This window comes from Caulobacter sp. LARHSG274 (assembly GCF_052871235.1).
Map to the genome: position 1 here is coordinate 871,582 of NZ_JBIXJO010000001.1, position 19,279 is coordinate 890,860.

General features: G+C 67.9%; 18 protein-coding genes and 1 tRNA gene. 5 read left to right on the top strand and 14 right to left on the bottom strand.

Annotated elements, in window-relative coordinates:
• The first annotated feature begins 15 nt into the window (after positions 1–15).
• Both ACIPQB_RS04130 and ACIPQB_RS04135 read left to right on the top strand, forming a co-directional pair.
• Complete coding sequence (locus ACIPQB_RS04130) at positions 16–441, top strand: Hsp20 family protein (RefSeq protein ID WP_446483929.1); 426 nt, start codon at positions 16–18, stop codon at positions 439–441.
• Between the two features lie 74 nt (positions 442–515).
• Positions 516–782: a DUF1150 family protein gene (locus ACIPQB_RS04135; RefSeq protein WP_446483930.1), complete on the top strand. Its 267-nt coding sequence runs from the start codon at positions 516–518 to the stop codon at positions 780–782.
• A gap of 57 nt (positions 783–839) precedes the next feature.
• On the opposite strand, the gene ACIPQB_RS04140 is transcribed toward ACIPQB_RS04135, so the two are convergent.
• The 10 genes from ACIPQB_RS04140 to ACIPQB_RS04185 form a co-directional block, all read right to left on the bottom strand.
• Entirely contained in the window at positions 840–1,046 is a 207-nt protein-coding gene (locus ACIPQB_RS04140) for a hypothetical protein (protein ID WP_446483931.1), read from the bottom strand.
• 63 nt (positions 1,047–1,109) lie between these two features.
• Positions 1,110–1,580 carry a PTS IIA-like nitrogen regulatory protein PtsN gene (ptsN, locus tag ACIPQB_RS04145; RefSeq protein ID WP_446483932.1) on the bottom strand — a complete coding sequence of 157 codons (471 nt, stop codon included), beginning with the start codon at positions 1,578–1,580 and terminating at the stop codon, positions 1,110–1,112.
• A gap of 80 nt (positions 1,581–1,660) precedes the next feature.
• Positions 1,661–2,293 carry a ribosome hibernation-promoting factor, HPF/YfiA family gene (gene hpf / locus ACIPQB_RS04150; RefSeq protein ID WP_446483933.1) on the bottom strand — a complete coding sequence of 211 codons (633 nt, stop codon included), beginning with the start codon at positions 2,291–2,293 and terminating at the stop codon, positions 1,661–1,663.
• A 50-nt stretch (positions 2,294–2,343) separates the two neighbouring features.
• Complete coding sequence (locus tag ACIPQB_RS04155) at positions 2,344–2,955, bottom strand: exopolysaccharide biosynthesis protein (RefSeq protein WP_446483934.1); 612 nt, start codon at positions 2,953–2,955, stop codon at positions 2,344–2,346.
• A 56-nt stretch (positions 2,956–3,011) separates the two neighbouring features.
• Positions 3,012–4,517: an RNA polymerase factor sigma-54 gene (rpoN, locus tag ACIPQB_RS04160; RefSeq protein ID WP_446483935.1), complete on the bottom strand. Its 1,506-nt coding sequence runs from the start codon at positions 4,515–4,517 to the stop codon at positions 3,012–3,014.
• Positions 4,518–4,752: 235 nt separating this feature from the next.
• Positions 4,753–5,508 carry an LPS export ABC transporter ATP-binding protein gene (gene lptB / locus ACIPQB_RS04165; protein WP_446483936.1) on the bottom strand — a complete coding sequence of 252 codons (756 nt, stop codon included), beginning with the start codon at positions 5,506–5,508 and terminating at the stop codon, positions 4,753–4,755.
• Positions 5,509–5,526: 18 nt separating this feature from the next.
• Positions 5,527–6,111: an LptA/OstA family protein gene (locus tag ACIPQB_RS04170; RefSeq protein WP_446483937.1), complete on the bottom strand. Its 585-nt coding sequence runs from the start codon at positions 6,109–6,111 to the stop codon at positions 5,527–5,529.
• A gap of 15 nt (positions 6,112–6,126) precedes the next feature.
• Positions 6,127–6,765, bottom strand: coding sequence for an LPS export ABC transporter periplasmic protein LptC (lptC, locus tag ACIPQB_RS04175; protein WP_446483938.1), 639 nt, complete (start codon positions 6,763–6,765; stop codon positions 6,127–6,129).
• A gap of 10 nt (positions 6,766–6,775) precedes the next feature.
• Entirely contained in the window at positions 6,776–7,393 is a 618-nt protein-coding gene (locus tag ACIPQB_RS04180) for a ribonuclease D (RefSeq protein WP_446483939.1), read from the bottom strand.
• Positions 7,394–7,597: 204 nt separating this feature from the next.
• Positions 7,598–7,684: transfer RNA gene (locus ACIPQB_RS04185), tRNA-Leu, on the bottom strand.
• 143 nt (positions 7,685–7,827) lie between these two features.
• Between ACIPQB_RS04185 and ACIPQB_RS04190 the strand changes: the two genes are divergently transcribed.
• Positions 7,828–8,796 (top strand): complex I NDUFA9 subunit family protein, encoded by a 969-nt coding sequence (locus tag ACIPQB_RS04190; protein WP_446483940.1) that lies wholly within the window; start codon positions 7,828–7,830, stop codon positions 8,794–8,796.
• A 40-nt stretch (positions 8,797–8,836) separates the two neighbouring features.
• On the opposite strand, the gene ACIPQB_RS04195 is transcribed toward ACIPQB_RS04190, so the two are convergent.
• Positions 8,837–9,646 (bottom strand): undecaprenyl-diphosphate phosphatase, encoded by an 810-nt coding sequence (locus tag ACIPQB_RS04195; RefSeq protein ID WP_446483941.1) that lies wholly within the window; start codon positions 9,644–9,646, stop codon positions 8,837–8,839.
• A gap of 233 nt (positions 9,647–9,879) precedes the next feature.
• On the opposite strand from ACIPQB_RS04195, the gene ACIPQB_RS04200 reads away from it, so the two are divergent.
• Positions 9,880–11,325 (top strand): NAD(P)-dependent oxidoreductase, encoded by a 1,446-nt coding sequence (locus ACIPQB_RS04200; protein WP_446483942.1) that lies wholly within the window; start codon positions 9,880–9,882, stop codon positions 11,323–11,325.
• 137 nt (positions 11,326–11,462) lie between these two features.
• Positions 11,463–15,989, top strand: coding sequence for a glutamate synthase large subunit (gltB, locus tag ACIPQB_RS04205; RefSeq protein ID WP_446483943.1), 4,527 nt, complete (start codon positions 11,463–11,465; stop codon positions 15,987–15,989).
• A 222-nt stretch (positions 15,990–16,211) separates the two neighbouring features.
• Here gltB and ACIPQB_RS04210 read toward each other — a convergent pair whose 3' ends face one another.
• The 3 genes from ACIPQB_RS04210 to ACIPQB_RS04220 all read right to left on the bottom strand — a co-directional run bounded on the left by ACIPQB_RS04210 (position 16,212) and on the right by ACIPQB_RS04220 (position 18,803).
• Entirely contained in the window at positions 16,212–17,936 is a 1,725-nt protein-coding gene (locus tag ACIPQB_RS04210; protein WP_446483944.1) for a recombinase family protein, read from the bottom strand.
• A 15-nt stretch (positions 17,937–17,951) separates the two neighbouring features.
• Complete coding sequence (locus ACIPQB_RS04215; RefSeq protein ID WP_446483945.1) at positions 17,952–18,161, bottom strand: hypothetical protein; 210 nt, start codon at positions 18,159–18,161, stop codon at positions 17,952–17,954.
• Positions 18,162–18,248: 87 nt separating this feature from the next.
• Positions 18,249–18,803: a hypothetical protein gene (locus tag ACIPQB_RS04220; protein WP_446483946.1), complete on the bottom strand. Its 555-nt coding sequence runs from the start codon at positions 18,801–18,803 to the stop codon at positions 18,249–18,251.
• Positions 18,804–19,279: the final 476 nt, after the last annotated feature.

Genomic DNA, 19,279 nt, shown 5'->3' on the forward strand with positions numbered 1-19,279 from the left:
AGCGAGGACTTCGCGATGACCCGGACGATCCTGTTCGACAGCCCCTTCCTGCTGGGCTTCGAGCATACACGAGACCTGATCGAGCGCGCGGCCAAGGCCGCGGCCGAAAGCTATCCGCCCTACAATGTCGAGCAGGCCGAGGACGGCGGGGTGCGCATCACCCTGGCGGTCGCCGGCTTTTCGCCCGACCAGCTGCAGGTGACCGTCGAAGGCGGCCAGCTGGTGGTGGCCGGACGGCGCGAGGCCGAAGGCAAGTCCGAGGTCGACCGGGCCTATCTGCATCGCGGCATCGCCGCCCGCGGCTTCCTGCGCACCTTCGTGCTGGCGGACGGCATGGAGGTCACGGCGGCCACGCTCGAGCACGGCCTGCTGCATGTCGACCTCGCCCGGCCCGAGCCCGAGCGGCTGGTCCGCCGAATCCCGATCCGTTCCCTGGGCTGAGCCGCCCGACCCGTCCCGCGGCGGGGTCTGAACCGACGCGCATCGCGGGCGTTCCCTATCAAGGAGGTGGTCTTATGACACCGAACCCCCACTCCCCGTTCTTCTCCGCCGAGGCCTTTCTGGCCCTGGGCGCTCCCGATCTGGTTTATGTCCGGCCGATCAAGGCCGCGGAGATCCTGGCCGACGTGCCTGCCGACGCGGGCGACATCGACCTGTCGCCCGACCAGACCCTGTACGCGGTGTGCCGCGCCGATGGCGCGCGCCTGGCGGTGCTGACCGACAAGGATTCCGCCATCGCCGCCGCCCTGGCCCACGAGCTGGCGCCGGTCTCGGTGCACTGAGGTTCCGCCATCTCACCATCGGCCTATGTCGGTGGTGAGATGGTTATTCCGCGGTGGTTAGGCTGGCGATTTGGCGTGATCGAAGCTTGGCCAGCGAGCCAGCGCGAAAACCCACAGCAGAACGATGGCGGCGCCCGGAACAACCAAGATGAGCGCGAGCCACGGCGACCAGCCGGCGCGCTTGAAAATCAGTCCGCACGGAACCACGAAGACCGCCAAGATCGCGATCAAGATCAACCAATGAAAAATTGAGAAGCTGCCCATAACGCCCCCTGAGTTGAGCGATGCTCACATGGGACGCGAAAATCGGCAAGCTGGCCCGAAACCTCAGGCCGCCGTCGGCTTGCTTTCCTGGGCCTGGGCCAGCAGCACATGCACGGCGTCGGCCGAGCGGGCCTTGCGCAGCTGCTCGCGCAGGTCGGGCTGGCGCATCATCCGCGACACCCGGGCCAGGGCCCGCAGGTGGCTGGAATCGGCGTCCTTGGGCGCGAACAGCGCCACCAGCAGGTCCACCGGCTTGTCGTCGACGGCCCCGAACGCCACCGGCGTCTCCAGGCGCATGAATACGGCCCGGACCCGGTCCAGTCCCGACAGGCGGGCGTGCGGGATGGCGACGCCCTGGCCGACTCCGGTCGAGCTGGCCGCCTCGCGCTCGATCAAGCCTTCCAAGGCCTCGTCGGCGTCGACCCCGAAGGCGCGGGCGGCGACATCGGCCATGACGCCCAGAACCTGGCGTTTGTTGGCGGCGTTGACCCGCAGGGTGATCGCGCCAGGCTCCAGGAGATCGCCGATGGTCATTGTCTTGAAGCTCGCTCGTTATCGGTCGTCGCCGCGTCTTCGCGGGCCTTCCGAAACGCCCCAACCGCCCCAGGGTTCGGTCAGCTCGCGGTCGGCCCGTGCCCGTTCAGCACCTTGGTGCGTTCCGGGTCGATCCAACCGATATTTCCGTCTGGCCGTCTGTAGACCACCGACAATCCGTCGTGGGCGGCGTTCCTAAACACGATTGCCTGGGACTCGGTCAAGTCCAGTTCCATGACCGCCATGGAAACGGTCATGGTCTTCAGCGAGGCCTGGCTCTCGGCGATGATCATGGCCGACGGCGCGCCGGTCGGATGGTCGTCCTCGGCCGTCCAGTCGTCGTCGTCGATTTCGTCGCTGTCGGGGGCCCGCAGTACGTACATCGCCGCGTTTTCGGCCTGCTTGGCGTTGGCGGCGATCGAGTGGCTCTTCAGCCGCCGCTTGTAGCGGCGAATGCGCGTCTCGATCTTGGCCAGGGCGGCGTCGAAGGCCGCGTGAGCGTCTCCGCCCGACCCGTGACTGATCAGCTGCTGGCCCGAAGCCAGCTTGACCGAACAATCGACCCGGAAGGCGAAGCCCTCCTTGCTGATGACCACGTCGGCGTCGCCGCCGCGGTCAAAATACTTGCCGATGCTCAGGGTGATTTCGTCGGAGACTCGCGCACGCAGAGCCTCGCCAACGTCGACATGCTTGCCGGAGATTTGGACTTGCATGGCCTAACAACGCGCCCGTCCGCCTCCGGTGTCAAGCACTGCCGGAGCGTCTAGAAAAGGCCGGAAAAGACGTGCAGCAGCTTGTCGATCGCGGCCATGACGACGCTGGCGCTGAGCACCAGCAGGCCGACGCTGGCGGCGGCCATCAGGTAGCCCAGCAAGGCCAGCAAGCCGTCGCGCTGCAGCAGGGCCAGGGACAGGACCGCCACCGTCGCCCCCGGCGCCAGGTTGCCCAGCGGGATCGGCAGCACCAGCACCAAGGCCAGCAGGGTGCAGGTCAGGCCGATCAGCCGCTCGCCTGCGGGCCCGAACAGGATCTCCAGGCGCGGCCGGGTGACCAGTTCCATGCGCCGGACGATCGGGGTCAGCTTGCGGAACAGGCCGCGCAGGTCGTCGCGCTTCAGCGGATAGTCCTTCAGCCGCCGCGGCAGCCACGGCACGTCGGCGCCCCAGACGACCTGCGGCGCCAGCAATAGGATCGGCAGGCTGAGCAGGGTCGATGAGCCCGGCGGCAGCGGCAGGCAGTTGAGCAGGCCGAACACGAACAGCATGGCCCCGAACGCCCGGCTCTCGAACTGCTCCAGCATCTGGCCCACGGTGAGCACGGGGCGCGTATCCTCGCCAAATCCCGCGATCACGTCGGACAAGCTCTGGTTCGCCATGCCTCGCCTCGGCCCCTCGCCATACAACGCCAAACGGGCTTTGGGGGATCGAGGACCTAGCATGTTTCCTTGATCAGGCGGCGACGCTCCACCGACGAGGGGATGCGCAGCGCCTCGCGATACTTGGCCACCGTGCGCCGGGCGATGTCGACGCCGGCTTCCTTGAGGATCTCGACGATGCGGTCGTCGGAATGGACGTCGGCCTCGGCGCGCTCGGCCTCGACCAGGGCCTTGATCTTGTGGCGGACGCTGGCGGCCGAATGGGCCTCGCCGCCTTCGGTGGCCTGGATCGCCGAGGTGAAGAAATATTTCAGCTCGAACACCCCGCGCGGGGTGGCGATGTACTTATTCGAGGTCACCCGGCTGACCGTGCTCTCGTGCATGCCGATGGCGTCGGCCACCGTCTTCAGGTTCAGCGGCCGCAGGTGCTCGACGCCGTAGGCGAGGAAGCCGTCCTGCTGGCGGACGATCTCGCTGGACACCTTCAGGATGGTTCGGGCCCGCTGGTCCAGGCTCTTGACCAGCCAGTTGGCGGTGGCGAAGCAGTCGGAGACGAAGGTCTTTTCCTGGTCGCTGCGCGCGCCCTTGGAGACCCGGGCGTGGTAGCGCTGGTCGACCAGCACCCGGGGCAGGGTGTCGGTGTTCAGCTCCACATGCCACAGGCCGCCAGGGGTCTCGCGGACATGGACGTCGGGCACCAGGGTCTGGGGCGGATCGCTGTGGAAGGCCGCCCCGGGACGCGGGCTGAGAGCGCGGATCTCGGCGACCATCTCGCGCAGGTCCTCGTCGTCGACGCCGCAGGCCTTGCGCAGGCCGTTCATGTCGCGCCGGGCCAGCAGGTCCAGATTGTCGAGCAGGGCGGCCATGCAGGGGTCGTAGCGATTGACGTCCTTCAGCTGCAGGGCCAGGCACTCGCGCACGTCGCGGGCCATCACCCCGGCCGGTTCGAAGCCCTGCAGAACGGTCAGGACGCCCTCCACGAAGGCGAAGTCGCAGCCCAGGCGGTCGGCGACCTCGGCCAGATCGGCGCGCAGGTAGCCGGCCTCGTCGACGGCGTCGATCAGCACGCCGGCCACCACCGTCTGGGCCGGCGTCAGGCCGGCGGCGGCGAGCTGGGCCGTCAGGTGCTCGACCAGGGTCAGGGCGCGCGAGAGGGCGCCTTCGTAGTTGTCGTCGCTTTCGAAATTGCCGCCGCCGCCGGTCCGCGACCAGTCGATCTGGCCGCCGGCCTGCTCGGCCGCCGCCTCCGCGCCGGCCCCGTCGCCGGTGGCGCGCTCGCCCGGCGAGGCGTCGTCGGGGACGGCGTCCATCTGCTGGCTGGCGGCGCTGTCGGACACCGCGTCCAGGCCGAGGTTCTCGGCCGGCCGTTCGATCTCGTCGGCGCTGCGTTCGACCTCGGCGCCGTCGTCGCGCTGCAGCAGCGGATTGCGCTCCAGCTCGGCCTCGACGAAGGCGTCGAGCTCGAGATTCGACAGTTGCAGGAGCTTGATCGCCTGCTGCAGCTGCGGCGTGATGACGAGGCCCTGGCCTTGCCGAAGCTCCAATCTGTGGCCGAGAGCCAAGACGCCCTCCTGGGCAAATCGAACGAGGTTTCGATCGCCATTGAAGGGCAGTCTGGTTAACGGGGCGCGAACGTCAGCAAAAAGCGTGCCGCCGCGACCATCCGTCACGAGAAAGCAGCGTTTTTCTTATTCGAAAGGCCTCGAGGGCCGATCCGGCACAGAATCTGCGGGGTCGAATCCGACCGCGGAGGGTCGCTGACGGCCCCGATCCAGGCTCGCGAATCGCTCGAAACGTCTAAACGCGCTCGGCGAAGCTTTCGCCCAGATAGACGCGGCGCACTTCCGGATTGTCGACGATCTCCTGGGGAGAGCCCTCGAACAGCACCTCGCCGGCATGAATGATCGAGGCGCGGTCGATGATGTCCAGCGTCTCGCGCACATTGTGGTCGGTGATCAGGATGCCGATGCCGCGACCCTTGAGGTAGCCGATCACTTCGCGGATGTCGGCGATGGCCAGGGGGTCGATGCCGGCGAAGGGCTCGTCCAGCAGCATGAACGACGGTTCGCTGGCCAGGGCGCGGGCGATTTCCACCCGGCGGCGCTCGCCGCCCGACAGGGCGACGGCCGGCGACTTGCGGATATGGGTGATGTGCAGCTCCTCAAGGATGCTGGTCACCTGTTCGCGGGCCTTGCGCTGGTTCTTCTGGCGCATCTCGACCACGGCCATGACATTCTGCTCGACCGTCATGCCCCGGAAGATCGAGGCTTCCTGCGGCAGGTAGCCGACGCCCATCCGGGCGCGCTGGAACATCGGCTGGCCGGTGATGTCCTCGCCGTCCAGATAGATCGAGCCGTAGTCGGCGGCGACCAGGCCGGTGATCATGTAGAAGCAGGTGGTCTTGCCGGCCCCGTTGGGGCCCAGCAGGCCGGCGACTTCGCCGCGCTTGAGGCTCAGCGAGACGCTCTTGACCACCGGGCGGTCGCCGAACGACTTGCCGATCGCATCGACGAACAGGCCGTCGCCGACGCGATCGAGGCCAAAGGATTGCATAGAGAACGCCATCAGATCCTACGGCTTGCCCGCGGCGGGCTTCTTGTCTTTGTTCTGGTCGGGATAGAGCACCGCCCGCACCCGGGTCTTGCCGCGACCCGTGGCGTTGGATTCCATCTTCACGTCGTTGGTCTTGGTCTTGATGGTCATGCGGTCGCCGCGGGCCACGTCCTGGCCCTGGACGGCGACGACGTCGCCGGTGACGACGATGGTGTCGGTTCCGTAGTCGTAGACGGCGTGATCGCCGCGCACGGTCTGCTCGGGCGTCACATAGAAGACATTGCCGTCGGCCTCGACATGATCGACGTCGCCGCAGTCGTCGTTGCCGCCCGGGCCCGATGAGGTCTTGCCCGGGGTCTTGCGGCGATTATAGACCGTCATGGTCGCCGCGCGCATGCGGGCCTTGTCCTGCAGAACCTCGACCGAGCCGCGGAAGATGGTCTTGCATTGGCTGGTGATGACTTCCTGCTCGTCGGCGGAGATGTCCACCGGCGCGCTGGAGTCGCTGGCGCCACTCTGCTGCGCCTGGGCCTCGCCGCTCAACAGGGCCGGGCCGCTCAACAGGCTCAGGGCGATCGCCGCTGGCGCCATCCATCGATTCATCAACCACGTCCTCATCTATTCCGCGACCGCCTGGCCCGTCTTCCGATCGATACGCGTCTTCACGCCGCCCCGGAAGACGATGCGGTCGCCCTTGTCATATACGGAGTAGGCGTTGGATTGCACCTGTCCAGTGGGACCTTCGCCTTGCAAGGTGGTTTCGCCGGTGATGTTTCCGTTGCGGGTGTCGACCAGCGCCTCGTTCGAGGCGAAGCGATAGCCGGCCCCGTCGTCGAGCCGGACATTGCCGAACAGCTGCAGCTTCAGCGTGTCCTCGCGATAGACGCCGCGATCGGCGGTCGACCGGGTCGGGGCCGGGCTGCCGACGCCCAGGGTCAGGGTCGGGGCGTCGAGGAACACCCGCTTGAGGTCGGCCTCGTCGCGCACCGCCGAGCGGGCGGTGATGACGAAGGGCCGTCCGTCGCTGGACTGGCCGTAGAACCGCGGCGTGATCATCCGGATCTGGGCCTTGGTGTCGGCCGGCCGCCGGTCGCCGGCGGTGAAGGTGCGCCAGGCCACCTGGCCGCCGACCGCCGCCAGGACCGCGACCATGGCGATCGGCAGGGCGACGCGGGCCAGCAGGACGCGCCGCGAACGGCGCCGCCAGCGGCGCAGGTCCCGTTTGAAAGCGCCCCGATTCGCGTCCAGGGTGGTCATCCGACGCCCTTCAGCTGTGGGCGAAAATGTCGACGTCCTCCCAGCCGGCCAGGTCGAGGGCGGCGCGGTGGGGAAGATAGTCGAAGGCGGCCTGGGCCAGGGCCATGCGGCCCTCGCGGACCAGCATGGCGTCCAGGCGCTGGCGCAGGGCGTGCAGGTGCAGCACGTCGGAGGCGGCGTAGGCGATCTGGTCGGGCGACAGCGTCGCCGCGCCCCAGTCCGAGCTCTGCTGGACCTTGGACAGCTCGACGCCGACCAGTTCGCGCGTCACGTCCTTCAGGCCGTGGCGGTCGGTATAGGTGCGGGCCAGCTTCGAGGCGATCTTGGTGCAGTACACCGGGGCGGTCATGACCCCCAGATGCAACAGGAACATGGCGATATCGAAGCGGCCGAAGTGGAAAAGCTTCACAATCGCGGGATCGGTCAGCAGGCGCTTGAGATTGGGCGCGTCATAGGTTTCGCGGTCCAGGCGCACCACATGGGCGTCGCCGTCGCCCGACGACAACTGGACCACGCACAGCGGATCGCGGCCCAGGCGCAGGCCCATGGTCTCGGAATCGATGGCGATGGCGGTCGCGCCGGCGAAGACGCCGTCGGGCAGGTCGCCCTCGTGCAGGAAGTTGGCCAAGTCTCTTCGTCTCCGCGCCTCGGTCTCGTCGCACCGACGTCCGAATTCCCGATGCGCTAAAATGCGGCGCCGGCACTATAGGCCGGATGAACGGGATATCTATCCGCTGGTCACGGGGATCGCCAGCCCCGGCAGAGCTTGGTCGGGTCTCAAAGTCTGGAAACTTTCGGCTCCACCCCGACCTCTTTCGAGGTTGGTAGGGGGTGGTGCCCAGGAGAGGACTCGAACCTCCACGACCTTTCAGTCACTGGCACCTGAAGCCAGCGCGTCTACCAATTCCGCCACCTGGGCCTGCGGGGCGATCCGTGGATCGCCGCGAGGCCGGGACGTTTATGCAAAGGTTCTGACCACGTCAATCGCTTAGTGCGCATTTCGTTGCGATTGGGCTCCGGCTCGTCTATCCCCCGCCTCACGGCTTTAGGACGAGGTTCAACATGCAAGGTCTGGTCACGGTGTTCGGCGGCTCCGGCTTCGTCGGCGGCCAGGTCGTTCGGGCGCTCGCCAAGGCGGGCTATCGGGTGCGGGTGGCGGTGCGCAATCCGAACCTCGGCTATCGGCTGCGCATGCTGGGCGATGTCGGCCAGATCGAGGTGGTGCAGGCCAATCTCCGCAACGCCCCTTCGGTGGCCCGGGCGCTGGACGGCGCCGAGGCGGCGATCAACCTGGTCGGCGTGCTGTGGGAAACCGGCCGCCAGAAATTCCAGACCCTGCACGTCATGGGCGCCAAGACCGTCGCCGACCAGGCCCAGGCGGCCGGCGTCAAGCGGCTGGTGCACATCTCGGCCGTCGGCGCCGACGCCGACTCGCCGTCCAAATACCTCCGCACCAAGGCCTTGGGCGAGCAGGCCGTCCGCGCCGCCTTCCCGGGCGCGGTGGTGATCCGCCCGTCGATCATGTTCGGTCCCGAGGACAGGTTCTTCAACAGGTTCGGTCAGATGGCCGCCCTGTTCCCGGCCCTGCCGCTGGTCGGCGGCGGCCACACCCGGTACCAGCCGGCCTTCGTCGGCGACGTCGCCGCGGTGATCGCCAAGGCCGTCGCCAGCCCGGCCGCCGAGGGTCTGACCTACGAGCTGGGCGGTCCGACCGTCTACAGCTTCAAGGACCTGATGGAGCTGATCCTGCGCGAGACCGGCCGCCGCCGCGTCCTCGTCCCGCTGCCCTGGTTCGCCGCCGGGCTGATCGGCAAGGTCGGCGACCTGGTCGCCGGCCTGCTGCCCGTGGCCCCGCCGCTGACCGCCGACCAGGTCGAGGCGCTAAGGAGCGACAATGTCGCCAGCAACGGCCTGCCAGGCTTCGCCGAGGCCGGGATCGTCCCGACCCCCGTCGAGTCGGTGGTCCCGTCCTACCTCTACCGCTACCGCAAGGGCGGCCAGTACGCCGAGGTCCCGGCGGGGGCGTTCTAAGTTTCCCTTCTCCCCGTGCGGGGGAAGGATTTTTAGCACCTCACCGCGGGATGTAGATCAGCCCCAGCCCGATCACCCCGACCACGATCCGCCACCAGGCGAACGGGGTGAAGCCGCGCTTGCCGACGAAGTCGAGCATGTAGCGCACGACCACCATCCCCGACAGGAACGAGACCACGAAGCCGATGGCGATGGTCCCGGCGTGGCTGGAGTCGATGTCCTTGTAGCTCTTGAGCAGGTCGAGGGCGAAGGCCCCGACCATGATCGGGATGGCCATGAAGAACGAGAACTCGGCCGCGGCCTTGCGCTCGACTCCCAGCAGCATCGAGCCGACGATGGTCGAGCCCGACCGCGAGACGCCGGGAACCAGCGACAGGCACTGGAACAGGCCGATCAGGAAGGCGGTCTTCAGCGACAGCGCCATGCCGTCGCGTTCGCGCGGCGGCGGGGCCTTCTTGTCGACGATCAGCAGCAGCACCCCGCCGACGATCAGCGTCACGCAGATCACCTGCGGCAGGAAGGGGCTCTCGAAGAAGTGCTTGATCACGCCGTGCAGGGCCAGTCCGGCGGCGAAGGCCGGGATGCAGCCGATGATCACGCTGAGCGCGAAGCGGCGGGCCTCCGGCCGGGTCGGCAGGCCGACGACCACCGTCCACAGGCGCTGGAAGTAGAGGGCGACCACGGCCAGCACCGCGCCCAGCTGGATCAGCACGATGAAGGTGTCCCAGGCCGGATCGGTCAGGCCCAGGGCGATCTTGGTCAGCAGCAGGTGTCCGGTCGAGGACACCGGAATGAACTCCGTCAGGCCCTCGACCAGGCCCAGCACGATTGCGGTCAGCCAATCTGGCATTCGTCATTCCTTTGAAACACGCGGTCCGGCGTGCGCCCGACACGGTAAACAATCGGTTTATCCATAAAGTGGACGATCTTCACCCACAGATGAGAGTCCTTCGCAATAACCCCTGGGCCATCACGGATAAATTTGTCATCTTTGTGGACTAACGCATTCTTCTTGCCGTCAAGAGTCCGTATGAGGCCCTCGCACGCAAATTTTTCCCCGGAAACGGGGGCGAGGGAAGACGCATGGCCGAGCGCATGCTGAAATTCACTACGGTCGCCCGCCGCACGCCTGAAAAGCGGGCGGCCGACGAGCGCAGTGGCGACTTTCATGAAATCTACGCCGATTTCATCGACGCCAAGGCCGCCGAGCAGTCCTCGCGCTGTTCGCAGTGCGGCGTGCCGTTCTGCCAGACCCATTGTCCGCTGCACAACAATATCCCTGACTGGCTGCGGATGACCGCCGAAGGCCGGATCCAGGAAGCCTATGAGCTGTCGCAGGCCACCAGCTCCATGCCCGAGGTCTGCGGCCGGATTTGCCCGCAGGACCGCCTCTGCGAAGGCAACTGCGTCATAGAGCAGTCGGGTCACGGCACCGTGACGATCGGTTCGGTCGAACGCTACCTGACCGACAAGGCCTGGGAAATGGGCTGGGTGAAGCCGCTGACGGCGCGCGAGGACCGCGGCCAGTCGGTCGGCATCATCGGCGCCGGGCCGGCCGGCCTGTCGGCGGCCGAGAAGCTGCGCGAGGAAGGCTACGCCGTCACCGTCTATGACCGCCACGACCGGGCCGGCGGCCTGCTGATCTACGGCATCCCCGGCTTTAAGCTGGAGAAGGAAGTGGTCGAGCGCCGCACCCGGCGCCTGGCCGACGGCGGCGTGGTGTTCAAGCTGGGCTTCGAGGTCGGCCGCGACGCCACCCTGCAGGAGCTGCGCGACCGCCATGACGCGGTGCTGATCGCCGTCGGGGTCTATGCGGCCCGCGAGATGACCGTCCCCGGCGCCGGCAGCGACGGCGTATTCCCGGCCCTCGACTATCTGATCGCCTCCAACCGCGTCGGCCTCGGCGACAGCGTGCCCGACTACGAGAGCGGCGTGCTGAACGCCGCCGGCAAGGACGTGGTCGTGGTCGGCGGCGGCGACACCGCCATGGACTGCGTGCGCACCGCCATCCGCCAGGGCGCGACCTCGGTCACCTGCCTCTATCGCCGCGACAAGACCAACATGCCCGGCTCGCTGCGCGAAGTGGCCAACGCCGAGGAGGAGGGCGTGACCTTCGAATGGCTGGCCGCGCCACGCGCCGTGCTCGGCGAGGCCGCCGGCGTCACCGGCGTGCGCTCGATCCGCATGCGCCTGGGCGCCCCGGACGCCTCCGGCCGCCAGACTCCCGAGGAGATCGAGGGCGGCGACTTCGATCGTCCGGCCCAGCTGGTGGTCAAGGCCCTGGGCTTCGAGCCCGAGAACCTGCCCGAGCTGTTCTCGGCCCCCGACCTGAAGGTCACCCGCTGGGGCACGGTCAAGGCCGACGTCCGTCACCAGATGACCAATCTGGACGGGGTGTTCGCGGCCGGCGACATCGTCCGCGGCGCCTCCCTGGTGGTCTGGGCCATCAAGGACGGCCGCGACGCCGCCGACGCCATGCACCGCTATCTACAGGCCAAGGTTTCCGCGATTTCGATCGCGGCGGAGTAAGTGCGTGAAATCCTCGTCCTTCGACAAGCTCAGGATGAGGATTTCATAGCGAGCTTTTAAGTAGCCCTCATCCTGAGCCTGTCGCCAAGACAGCTTGGGGGACGAGGGCGGACCAAGAAAACTCTTCGGAGGCCGCCATGGCCCAAGACATCGACCTCTATCTGAAGAACCGCCAGGCCCTGATCGACGGCCACGCCTATGATCCGTCGACCGAGCGCGACGCCTGCGGCGTGGGCCTGGTCTGCGCCATCGACGGCCAGCCGCGCCGCGAGGTCGTCGAGCTGGCGATCAAGGCCCTCAAGGCCCTGTGGCACCGGGGCGCGGTCGACGCCGACGGCAAGACCGGCGACGGGGCCGGGGTGCTGGTCAGCGTGCCGCAGGACTTCTTCGTCGATCAGGTGCGCCGCACCGGCCACGCCCTGCGCCAGGGCCCGATCGCCGTCGGCCAGGTCTTCCTGCCGCGCACCGACCTCGGCGCCCAGGAGGCCTGCCGGACCATCGTCGAGGCCGAGGCCCTGCGCTTCGGCTTCTATATCTACGGCTGGCGCCAGGTGCCGGTGAACACCGCCGTGATCGGCGAGAAGGCCAACGCCACCCGGCCCGAGATCGAGCAGATCATGCTGGCCGCCCCGGCCGGCCTGGAGGGCGAAGCGCTGGAGCGCGCCCTGTTCCTGTGCCGCAAGCGCATCGAAAAGCGCGTCCACGCCCAAAATCTGGCGGGCTTCTACCTGTGCTCGTTCTCGGCCAAGTCCCTGATCTACAAGGGCATGTTCCTGGCCGAGCACATCGACGAATTCTATCCGGACCTCAAGGACGAGCGGTTCAGCGCCGCGGTGGCGATCTTCCACCAGCGCTATTCGACCAACACCTTCCCCGAATGGCGGCTGGCCCAGCCGTTCCGGATGCTGGCCCACAACGGCGAGATCAACACCGTCAAGGGCAACATCAACTGGATGAAGTCCCACGAAATCAAGATGGCGGCCGACGCCTTCGGCGAGTTCGGGGACGACGTGAAGCCGGTGATCCAGCCGGGCGGCTCCGACAGCGCCGGTCTCGACAACACCTTCGAGGTGCTGGTCCGGGCCGGCCGCGATGCGCCGATGGCCAAGGCCCTGCTGGTGCCGGAAGCCAACAGCCCGCACATGAAGCAGGCCCACAAGGCCCTCTATTCCTACTGCAACGCGGTGATGGAGCCGTGGGACGGCCCCGCCGCCCTGTGCGCCACCGACGGCCGCTGGGTCGTGGCCGGCAAGGACCGCTCGGGCCTGCGGCCGCTGCGCGTGGCCTATACCGACGACGGCCTGGTGATCATGGGCTCGGAAGCGGGCATGTGCGGCGTCGACGAGAGCCGCATCACCCGCAAGCTGGCGATCTCGCCCGGCCGGATGATCGCCATCGACCTGGCCGAGGGCAAGCTCTACGGCGAGGAGGCCATCATCGACGAGCTGGCCGGCCGTCACCCCTATACCGACTGGCTGGGCAACATGGTCGATCTCGAAAAGGAGATCGGCCCCGGCCCCGAGCCGCGCAAGTACGGCCGCGAGGAACTGACCCGCCGCCAGGCCGCCGCCGGCTTCTCGCTCGAGGACTTGGAAATGGTCCTCGCGCCGATGGTCGAGGAGGGCAAGGAAGCCGTCGGCTCGATGGGCGACGACGCCCCCCTGGCCGTGCTGTCGGAAAAGTACCGGCCGCTCAGCCACTTCTTCCGCCAGAACTTCAGCCAGGTGACCAACCCGCCGATCGATCCCCTGCGGGAAACCGGCGTCATGAGCCTGAAGACCCGGTTCAAGAACCTGGGCAACATCCTGGCCCAGGACGCCGCGCAAGCGGATGTCTACGTGCTGGAAAGCCCGGTCCTGACCACCGGCATGTACGAGCGCATCCGCGGCCTGCTGGGCGAGAAGAACGTCGCGGTCATCGACTGCACCATGCCGCTGCCCGCCCCCGAGGCGCGGCCGGGCGACGCCCTGCGCGCCAATCTCGACCGCATCCGGGCCGAGGCCGAGGACGCGGTGCTGCGCGGCTGCGGGGCCATCGTCCTGACCGACGAGGCCAGTCAGGCCGACCGTGTCGCCCTGCCGATGATCCTGGCCACCGGCGGCGTCCACGCCCACTTGGTCAACAAGGGCCTGCGCTCCTACGTCTCGATCATCGTCCGCTCGGCCGAGTGCCTGGACACCCACTATTTCGCGGTGCTGGTCGGGGTCGGGGCCACGGCGGTCAACGCCTACCTGGCCCAGGAAAGCTTCCAGGACCGCCTGGAGCGCGGCCTGATCGGCGACAAGTCGCTGCGCGACGTCTGCATCAACTTCAAGACCGCCATCGAGGGCGGCCTGCTGAAGATCATCTCCAAGATGGGCATCAGCGTCATCTCCTCGTACCGCGGCGGCTACAATTTCGAAGCTGTCGGCCTGTCGCGGGCCCTGGCGGCCGAGTTCTTCCCCGGCATGCCGTCGCGGATCTCGGGCATCGGCCTGGCCGGCCTGGAGAGCAAGGCGGTCGAGCTGCACCGCAAGGCCTGGGGCGAACCGGCCGTGACCCTGCCGGTCGGCGGGCTCTACAAGCTGCGCCGCTCGGGCGAGGCCCACGCCTTCGAGGCGCGGCTGATCCACACCCTGCAGAGCGCCTGCGACACCGGCGACTTCGAGCTCTATCGCCGCTGGTCCAACGGCCTGCGGACACAGAAGCCGATCCAGCTGCGTGACCTGCTGGACTGGCGCTCGGACCGCAACCCGATCTCCACCGACGACGTCGAAAGCGTCAACGAGATCCGCAAGCGCTTCGTCACCCCGGGCATGAGCCTGGGCGCCCTGGGCCCCGAGGCGCACGGGGTGCTGAACATCGCCATGAACCGCATCGGGGCCAAGTCGGTGTCGGGCGAGGGCGGCGAGGACTCCGCCCGCTACAAGCCCCTGCCGAACGGCGACAATCCCAACAGCGCCATCAAGCAGGTGGCCTCGGGCCGGTTCGGCGTCACGGCCGAATATCTGAACCAGTGCCGCGAGATCGAGATCAAGGTCGCCCAGGGCGCCAAGCCCGGCGAGGGCGGACAGCTGCCCGGCTTCAAGGTCACCGAGATGATCGCCCGCCTGCGCCACGCCACCCCCGGCGTGATGCTGATCAGCCCGCCGCCGCACCACGACATCTATTCGATCGAGGACCTCGCCCAGCTGATCTACGACCTCAAGCAGATCAATCCGATCGCCCGGGTCACGGTGAAGCTCGTCGCCGCCACCGGCATTGGCGCGATCGCGGCCGGGGTGGCCAAGGCCAAGGCCGACGTCATCCTGGTCGCCGGCAATGTCGGCGGCACCGGCGCCTCGTCCCAGACCTCCGTCAAGTACGCCGGCGGCCCGTGGGAGATGGGGCTGTCGGAAGCCAACCAGGTGCTGACCCTGAACAATCTGCGCCATTCGGTGGTGCTGCGTACCGACGGCGGCATCCGCACCGGCCGCGACGTGGTCATCGCCGCCATGCTGGGGGCCGAGGAGTTCGGCATCGGCACGGCGTCGCTGGTCGCCATGGGCTGCATCATGGTCCGCCAGTGCCATTCCAACACCTGTCCGGTGGGGGTCTGCACCCAGGACGAGGCCCTGCGCGCCAAGTTCACCGGCACGCCCGAAAAGGTCATCAACCTGTTCAGCTTCGTGGCCGAGGAGGTGCGCGAGATCCTGGCCGGGCTGGGCTTCAAGTCGCTGCAGGAGATCGTCGGCCGCACCGACCTGCTGGCCCAGGTCAGCCGCGGCGGCGAGCACCTCGACGACCTCGACCTGAACCCGCTGCTGGTCCGCGCCGATCCCGGCCAGAACAAGCCCTACTGCACCGTCGAGGGCCGCAACGCCGTGCCCGACACGCTCGACGCCCAGATCGTCCGCGACGCCGCGCCCCTGCTGGAGCGCGGCGAGAAGATGCAGCTGACCTATACGGTCCGCAGCACCGCCCGGACCATCGGCACGCGGACGTCCAGCCACATCGTGCGCAAGTTCGGCATGAAGGGCCTGCCCGCCGGCCACCTGACCGTCCAGCTCAAGGGCTCGGCCGGCCAGAGCCTGGGCGCCTTCGCGGTCCAGGGCCTGCGCATCGAGCTGACCGGCGAGGCCAACGACTATGTCGGCAAGGGCCTGTCGGGCGCGACCATCGTCATCAAGCCGGCCCGCGGTCTGGCGGCGCCGGAGACCAACGCCCTGCTCGGCAACACCGTGCTGTTCGGGGCCACGGCCGGGCGGCTGTTCGCGGCCGGCCAGGCCGGCGAGCGCTTCGCGGTCCGCAACTCCGGCGCCACCACGGTGGTCGAGGGCTGCGGCGCCAACGGCTGCGAATACATGACCGGCGGCCAGGTGGTGATCCTCGGCTCGACCGGCGGCAACTTCGGGGCCGGCATGACCGGCGGCATGGCTTTCGTCCTCGACCAGCACGACCGGTTCGAGCGCCTGGTCAATCCCGACAGCGTGCTGATCCAGCGCCTGGCCTCGCCCTATTGGGAAGGCGTGCTGCGCTCGCTGGTGGCCGAGCACGCCCGCGAGACCGACTCGGTGTTCGCCGAAAGCCTGCTGCGCGACTGGGACCGGGTGCGCGACCTGTTCTGGCAGGTCTGCCCCAAGGAGATGGTCTCGCGCCTGCCGCAGCCGTTGGCGGCGGAAGAGGCGGTCCACGAGCGGGCTTGATCGCGCGATCCCCTCCGGCGTCTCCGTCAGGGACTCCGGAGGGGATCTTCCGCAGGCGCGGCTCTACGCTCACGCGCCAGAGGCTGCGATGGGATGGGGAGGGTGCGAAGCGCCCGGGCCTCGCCCGGAGGGTTTGCAGTGTGTGTACCGTTTCGACGAAGTCTGGCGCTTCGCGCAGAGCCGTTATCCGGGAGCGGTCCGGCTGGCGGGGGTCTTAACCCCTTACCGGACGCTTTCGCTCGCGCCCCCGACGGGCGGGCCAGGGCGGCGAGCCCCGGTCCCGGACCGGTCACTCGCCGGGACCGACAAGCCATCCCCAGCGGCTTTCAGGAATAGCCTCGCCGGGCTGCGAAACTCCAACTCCTTGTCCTCCGCCCAGGCCAGCACGGTCTCCAGATCGCCAAACAGCCGAACATCGACCTCCCCGCGCCGTCCGGTCGGCGTGACCACGACCTTCTCGATGAGGGCGCGCAGCGCCGTCGCCGCCTCGGTGCGGTCGGCCGGGTTGTTCAGCGCCTCGACCAATCGCTCGACCTTGCGGCGGTAAAGCTCGGCGACGTTGGGGTGAACGTCGGGCACGTCGCGCGGGGCTTCAGCCAGGGAGCGCTCGATCGCTTCGACTTCGGCGTCCAGGCTCTTCAGGCGGTCCATGAGCGGGCGGGTATAGCCGCCATCCTCGATAGCCGAGACGATGCCGTCGATGGCCTTCCTGGCCTTCTCCAGCCGCAGACGGTCGGCCGCCTCGCTGGCCCGGCGATGGTGGTTGAGGCGGTTGGTCTCCTCGATGAACGACCGCATGGCCTCGGCCATCACCTCGGGCGTCATCAAGCGCTCCTTGAGCCCGACGAGAACCCGCGCCTCCAGGCTGTCGCTGCGAACCGCGCTGGCGTTGGTGCAGCCCTGGCCTTTGATGTGGGCGACGCAGGCCAAGCGATTGTTCCCGCGCTTGGCGATCGTGCCGCCGCACAGACCGCAGGTGATCAGGCCCGACAGCAGGGTCGCGGGCCTGCGGCTGGTGGCGGCGGCCTGGAAGCCCTGCGCGCCCCTGGCGACGGCCTCTTGATAGGCCTTGGCGTGGTGGGCCTGGCGGACCTTGGCGGCGTTCCAGAGGTCGTCGTCGATGATCCGCAGGTGCGGCGCCTGGGCGTAGACCCATTCGCTTTGAGGGTTGATGCGGTGACGCGTCCGGCCGGTGTCGGGATTGCGGACGTCGCGGCGCCGGTTCCAGACCATCTGGCCGATATAGAAGTGGTTGTTGAGGATGCCCGACTGGATCGACTGGTGGCCCCGGATGGTCATCTCACCCCAGGCCCGGCCTCTGGGCGAGGCGACGCCCTCGGCGTTCAGCTCGATGCAAATCTGGCGCGGGCTCTTGCCGGCGACATAGTCGCGGAAGATGCGGCGCACGATCTCGGCCTCATAGGGGATGATCTCCCGCTCGCCGGTCGTCACCTTGCCGGCCGCGTCGATCTCGCGAACGACCTTGTAGCCGTAGGAATTGCCGCCTGCGACCTTGCCGGCCTCCACCCTCCCCCGGTTGCCCCGATGGGTCTTGGCGGCAAGGTCCTTGAGGAAGAGCGCGTTCATCGTGCCCTTGAGCCCGACGTGAAGCTCGGACACCTCGCCCTCGGATAGGGTGACAATGGGCACTCCCGCGAACCGCAGGCGCTTGAAGAGTCCGGCGATGTCTTCCTGATCGCGGCTGAGCCGGTCCATGGCCTCGGCCAGGACCACATCGAACTCGCCGGCCAGGGCGTCGCGGAGCAAGGCCTGGACGCCGGGGCGAAGGATGACGGTCGAACCCGAGATGGCCGCGTCCGAATAGGTGTTCACGACCCGCCAATCGGCCTTGTCGGCGTGCAAGCGACAGATGCGGACCTGATCCTCGATCGAATGGGCGCTCTGCTTATCGTCGGAATAGCGGGCGTAGATGGCCACGCGGGTCATGACGATCTCCTGAAGCTAGCCCTGGTCGATCTCCGAGCGCGGGGCGTGGTCGTTGGCGGGCGCAAAGCTGCGCTGGAACTCTTCTCGGGCGATCTGGCGGCCGATCAAGCGGGCCAGGGCCAGAACCGCGTCCTGCTGCGGCGAAACCGTACCTACAGCGTAGAGAGCGGCGTCTTCGTTGGCAGGGCGGAAGTGTTGGAGCGTGGGGCGCGGGTCGTCGGTCATGGCGGGCGATTCCTGACGAGCGAAACGCCAAGCCTCGACCCAGACCCGCAAGGCCTCAACGACGGTTAGAGCGCGGCTCACCCGCTTTCACTCCCGACCCGTGCGGATCGACCAGTCGATCCAGCTCTCAAGCACCAAGGGGCGATGACAGTCGGGGCAGCGCATGTTGGCCAGATCACGGGCGGCGCCTGCGATGAGGTGATGGGCTTCTTCGTGGTCTTCGGGATCGACCGCCCTGGCGGCCACCGCGATTTTGGCGGCGACGCCGGTCGGGTCGTTGGCGGCCACACCCGGCAGCTCCGCCAGCAGCTTCTCCCTCTGCTCGAACAGGCTGGAGAGCATCCGATCGATCTCGGCCATCTCCCGCCCTTGGGGGAGCGCCAGCTGCTCCTCTTTCGACAGGTCGAACCAGCCGGGCAGCTTGAAGGCTTCGCCTTCAAGATCACCCCAGCGGCGCACCAAGCGGCCGGTCCTGATGTCGATGGCGACGAAGCTGGCGCAGCGGACGATCAGGTCGTCTGCGGCGGTCTCACCGCCTGCGTTAGCGAGGACGGGCGCGGCGCTGGCGGCGCCGATAACTGATCGTCTGGTGAGGTCAGGCAGGCGCACGTCTTTGCCGCCCGTCTTTCGACGCGAGCCCATAGCGAACATCCCGGTTCAGTGGTTATCCTTTTTGTACCACCACGACTCGATGAGATCAAACTAAAAGTGCCGTATAACTCTAAAAGTGCCAAATCATGATAACCGCCGCGCAAATCCGTGCTGGCCGGGCGCTTGTTGACTGGTCTGGTGCGAAGCTGGCTGAAGCCTCTGGCGTCTCATTGCAGACGATCCGCCGTATGGAGAGCGCCATCGGTCCCGGGCGTAGCTCCGCGCCCAACATCGAGGCCGTCCGCCGCGCTTTAGAAGGGGCTGGCGTCGTTTTTCTCGATGCAGGCGAAGGCGGCCCAGGCGTGCGCCTCAAAGCCTAGATCGCGGTTAAGCCGCAGGCGCGTAGCGCCTGTTTAGGCTTAAACCGATTGCCGAGCCCTGGCCGGGCGGCAAGCTGACGGTCAAGGGTGCGCGAAGCGCATCGCCGTTGGCGACGGCGTAGCCGCCCTTGAGGGGCAGATTGACGT